Source organism: Halochromatium sp., assembly GCF_046541315.1.
Taxonomy (GTDB): Bacteria; Pseudomonadota; Gammaproteobacteria; order Chromatiales; family Chromatiaceae; genus Lamprobacter.
In genome coordinates this window covers 1-5172 of the sequence record NZ_JBKHDN010000196.1, presented here as the reverse complement: position 1 = coordinate 5172, position 5172 = coordinate 1, and the positions used below count along the sequence as shown (strand labels likewise).

3 protein-coding genes are annotated in these 5172 nt (G+C 64.8%); 2 read left to right on the top strand and 1 reads right to left on the bottom strand.

Going from position 1 to position 5172, the window contains the following annotated elements; all coding sequences use genetic code 11:
* Both ACLFQI_RS11400 and ACLFQI_RS11395 read left to right on the top strand, forming a co-directional pair.
* The coding region (locus ACLFQI_RS11400; RefSeq protein ID WP_410759429.1) for a response regulator at positions 1–3262 on the top strand (3262 nt) is incomplete at its 5' end.
* Between the two features lies 1 nt (position 3263).
* Positions 3264–4241, top strand: a complete 978-nt coding sequence (locus ACLFQI_RS11395) for a diguanylate cyclase domain-containing protein (protein WP_410759427.1) — start codon at positions 3264–3266, stop codon at positions 4239–4241.
* Between the two features lie 323 nt (positions 4242–4564).
* On the opposite strand, the gene ACLFQI_RS11390 is transcribed toward ACLFQI_RS11395, so the two are convergent.
* Positions 4565–4840, bottom strand: coding sequence for a hypothetical protein (locus ACLFQI_RS11390; protein ID WP_410759426.1), 276 nt, complete (start codon positions 4838–4840; stop codon positions 4565–4567).
* Between the last annotated feature and the right edge of the window lie 332 nt (positions 4841–5172).

The following is a 5172-nucleotide window of genomic DNA, read 5'->3' as shown; positions in this document are numbered from 1 at the left end:
CAAAGAAAAAGGCTTTTGCGATCTGTTCGAAAAGGAATACATCCGCAAGGACGGGACCCGCTACCCGGTCATGATCAAAGGCTTCAGGACCCAGACCGCGGATGGGCGCGAGGTCGCTTGGTCGATCATCCAGGACATCTCCGCGCTCAAGGACGCGCAGCGCGAACTCGAAGATCGTGAGCAGCGGCTGCAACAGATCGCGGCCCAGAGTCGCACCGTCACCTGGGAGGTCGACGCCGAGGGCCGTTACACCTATCTCAGCGCGGTCGCCGAGACGGTTTGGGGCTACCAGCCGGCGGAAATCGTCGGCCACAGCCATTTCTTTGACCTGCATCCGGCGGCCGGCCGCGAGGCCTTCAAGGCCGCCGCACTCGAGATCTTCGCCCAACGGCAGACCTTGCATGGTCTGGTCAATCCGCTCATCCACAAGCATGGTCATGTCATCTGGATCAGTACCCATGCCTCCCCGATCGTCGATGAGCATGGCACCTTGCTTGGCTATCGCGGAAGCGATATCGACATCACCGAGGCCAAGCAGGCCAAGGACGCGCTGGAGGCGCAAAAGGAGCGGTTCCAAGGCATCTTCGAGAACACCGGCAGCGGCGTCGCGGTGTTCCGCCCGGTCGACGATGGCGAGGATTTCGTCTTCACCGACTACAACGCCGCTGCCGAGCGCATGGATCAGCGTCAACGCCAGGAACTGATCGGTCGCCGGATCACCGAGTGTTTCCCGGCGGTGGAGGAGATGGGACTGCTAGCGGTGTTGCAGCAAGTGGCGCGCACGGGCGAGAGCGCCCAGCTGCCGCTCGCGCACTATGCCGACGATTGTCTCCAGGGCTGGCGCGAGAACAGCGTCTTCAAGCTCGCTTCCGGCGAGGTCGTGGCGGTCTATAACGACCTCACCGAGATCAAGCAGGCGCAAGAGACGGCCGAGCGCGCCAATCAGGCCAAGAGCCAATTCCTCGCCAATATGAGCCACGAGATCCGCACGCCGATGAATGCCGTCATCGGCCTCTCCGAGCTGTTGCTCGCGACCCCGCTGAACGACAAACAACGCGATTATCTCGGCAAGATTCGCGATTCCTCGCGCATGCTGCTCGGCATCATCAACGACATCCTCGACTACTCCAAGATCGAAGCCGGCAAGCTGGAATTGGAATCGCACCCGTTTCACGTCGACGACCTGCTCGAACAGATGCAGACCCTCTTCGCCGATGCCGCCGACGCCAAGGGGATCGAGCTGATCTTCCACAGCAATACCCATGGACTGCCGGCGGTCGAGGGCGACGCGCTGCGCCTGGGGCAGGTGTTGACCAACCTGCTCGGCAACGCGATCAAGTTCACCGAGCGGGGGCAGGTCGAATTGGAGATCAGCCTGCTTCCCGTTCAAGACCAACAGGCGCATCTGCGCGTCGAGGTGCGCGATACCGGCATCGGCATGAGCGAGGCGCAGCAGCAGCGGCTGTTCCAGCCTTTCGCCCAAGCCGATGCCTCGACCACGCGCAACTATGGCGGCACCGGCCTGGGTCTGGTCATCAGTTGCCGCTTGTTGGAGCGGATGGGCGGCACGCTACGGTTAGCCTCGCAACCCGGCAAAGGTAGCACCTTCGGCTTCGAGCTGAGCCTACCGCTGTCCTCACAGCCCGCACTCGCGCCCCGCAACACCGAGCGCATCCCCGCCGGCGCGCGCGTGCTGGTGGTCGACGACCATTTCAGCGCGCGCAAGGTACTGCGCGAGATCCTGGAACAAGAGGCCCTGAAGGTGGTCGAGGCCGACAGCGGTGCGGCCGCGATTGCCGCCGTCGAAGCGGCCGAGCAGCAGGGCTTGCCGTTCGATTACATCCTCGTCGACTGGCGGATGCCCGGCGAATTCGATGGCCTCGCCACCCTGGAGCGCCTGCACGCGCTGCGTGCGCAAGGGGTGTTGACCGACACCCAGATCCCGGCACTGATCATCAGCGCCTACAGCCAGGAGGGACCGAGCCAACATGCCGCGCTCTATAGCGCCTTCTTGAGCAAGCCGGTGACCCCACGCGCGCTGCTCGACGCCATGGCCCGCGCGAGCGCCGAGCAGGCGCCCAGCACTCAACCGCCGCCGAGCCAATCGCCCATGGCCGAACAGGCGGCGCCCCCTCGCCTCTCCGGCCGTACCCTCCTGCTCGTCGAGGACAACAGCCTGAATCGCATCGTCGCCACGGAGATGTTGCGGGAAACCGGCGCGTGCATCGTCGAAGCCCACAACGGCCGCGAGGCGGTCGATCTCCTCGCCGAGCAAACGGTCGACCTGGTGCTGATGGATCTGCAGATGCCGGTGATGGACGGTTTCGAGGCCACGCAACTGATCCGCGCCGAGCAGCCCGAGCTGCCGATCCTGGCGCTGTCGGCGGCGGTGATGGACGCGGATCGCCAGCGCGCCAAGGCCGCCGGCATGAACGACCACCTGGCCAAACCGATCGACAAGCGGACGCTGTTTCGCTTGCTGGAGACCTGGTTGCCCACCGAGGAGGAGGTTGAGCCGCCCGCGGCCATGCCAGATCGCTCCAGCCAGGATCAGCGACCGCCTCCGGCGGCATCCAATGACGTGCCCCTGCCTGCTACACTTGACGGGTTCGATCTGCAACGCGGATTGGATCGCCTCGACCAGGATGCCGCGCTCTATTTGAACTTGCTGCATCGCTTCCGGCATCAGCTCGAGGACGAATTCGCCGCCTTCGACGAGCCACTAGAGCAGCCGAGCACCGACACCAAACGCCTGATGCATACCCTGAAAGGCCTCGCCAATACGCTCGGCGCCAAACGTCTCGCAGCGGTCGCCACCGAGATCGACCGCGCCTGTACCCGCGCCGCGCCGATTCCGACACATGCGCGCGAGGAGCTGACCGATGCGCTGAACCAAGCCCGCGCGCAACTGGCATCGCTGCCCCAGATCCGTCCCGGTAGCCGTCCCAGCAGCCGTCCCGCCGCTGGTTCCAACGGTGGTGCAAGCAGCGACCCGGCCAGCGGTCCCGATGGCGGGCAGGCCCAGCCGCAAGTCCCGCGCGCGAGCCGGGAGGCCATCGAGCGGACCCTGCACGCCCTCTCCGACGGCGAATTGATCGACGACGACTTGATGGACGCGGTCACCGCCGTCATCCGCCAGCATGGCGACGACAGCCTGGCCCTGGAGCTGCAAACGCACATCGAAACCTTCGAGCATGACCGCGCTGCCGAGCTCATCAAGCAGGTCGCCGCGCGCATCGCCGACCCGCATCAAGAGGACTGAAGTGAAAGAACAGCGCGCTAAGCTGCTGATCGTCGATGATCAGCCCGCCAACATCCACGCCCTCGCCAAGCTGCTCAAGGCCGATTATCGCATCATCACCGCCACCAACGCCGCCAAGGCGCTGGAGCTGGCGCGGCGCGAACCGGTACCGGACCTGATCCTGCTCGATATCCTGATGCCGGATCAGGATGGCTACGCCATCTGCCGCGAACTCAAGGCCGATGAGGCGACCCACGCCATTCCGATCATCTTCGTCACCGCCCTCGATCAAGAACAGGACGAGGCCAAGGGGCTGCAACTCGGCGCCGCCGATTACATCTCCAAGCCGTTCAATCCGGCCATCGTGCGCGCCCGGGTCCACAATCAAGTCAGCCTCAAGCTCAAGACCGATCTGCTGGAACAAATCGCGCTCCAGGATGGGCTCACCGAGATCCCAAACCGGCGCTATTTCGACCGCAGGCTGGTGCAGGAATGGAACCGCCAATCGCGGCACCAGCAACCGCTGTCGCTGATAATGATCGATATCGATCATTTCAAGCCCTATAACGATCACTACGGGCATGGCGCCGGCGATGACTGTTTGCGCCGAGTCGCGCAAGCCTTGCACCAGGTACCGGCCCGCTCGGCGGATCTGGTCGCCCGCTATGGCGGCGAGGAATTCGTCGTCCTGCTGCCGGAAACCGATGCCGAGGGCGCCCGGGAGCTGGCCGAGCAGATGCGCGCGGCGATCCATGCCCTGGCCATCGTGCACGCCTATTCGCCGGTCAGCGATCACATCACCGTCAGCCTCGGCGGCAGCACCCAGCGGCCGCAACCGCAGCGCCTGACGACCGACGCCGAAGCGCTGAAACAAACCGCCGACCAGGCGCTCTATCAGGCCAAGGAACAGGGGCGCGACCAAGTCGTTTGGCGCGATTTCGACGCCGACTCGGCCTCGAGGCCTACCGCATCAGCCAAGCCGCCCTGTTCGACCCGGTGATGACGGTGCAAAGGGGCGGAGGTGTCTGATGGCAGCGGCCTAGGGGGCACCGAGGGCGGAGGCGCGGGGACTGGTGCTGATGGCACCGGATCAGCAGGCACTCGCGAGTCAGGCACTGGTGGAATGGGAACAGCCGTTGTGGATAACCCTGTGCACAGTCCCGGTAATAGGGCCGAGAACGGCTGCCGAATCAATCGCTGCAGCCGCAATAGTCAGAGCATGATCAATCTTCTGGTCCGCTCGCAGCAGGCCGCGGATCGCTTGCCAACGCGCTCGCAAACCGTCCGGCTTGCAGCGCTCCCCAAGCCGCGCATAAGCGCCGATCACAGCGCCAATCGGCGCCCAACCCCACCGGCAAGACAGTGCTCGCCATAGGCCCGCTCAAACGCGGCGATGGCCGCATCGCCGGTGCAATGGGTCGGCAGGACATCGGTCACCCCAAGCGCCCGCAAGGCCTGCACGGACCGGGCGATCTCGGTGCTGTCGGCGTCCATCAGATGAAAGCCGCCGATCGCCCAGCGGATCGGCTCACCGAGCAACGCCCGGCCCCGCGAGACGATCTGCTCCATGCCCGGATGGGCACAGCCGCTGATCGCCATGGTGATGCCGCCCAGGTTGAGGATCAGCCCCTGTTCCGGCGGCTGACTCGCGAACAGGCCGGATGCAGGCGGCCTTGCTCGGACAGCGATTGATCAGTCTCCTGGAGCTGTGGCGACGACAGCCGCAGACTCTAGCCATTCGCCCTGACGCGCGGACACGAACATCCCGTGAACTCTAGGCTTTTGGGTCAGTGTTGTCCGGCAATCAGGTCGGGCGGCCATATCGGATTCGGTCTTGAGTCTCGATGCATGGCGCTAGCCGCGTGCTAGAGGACTGGATGACCCTCACCTCCCAACACCATGAGGCACAACCATGCAGCCTATGCGAGCAG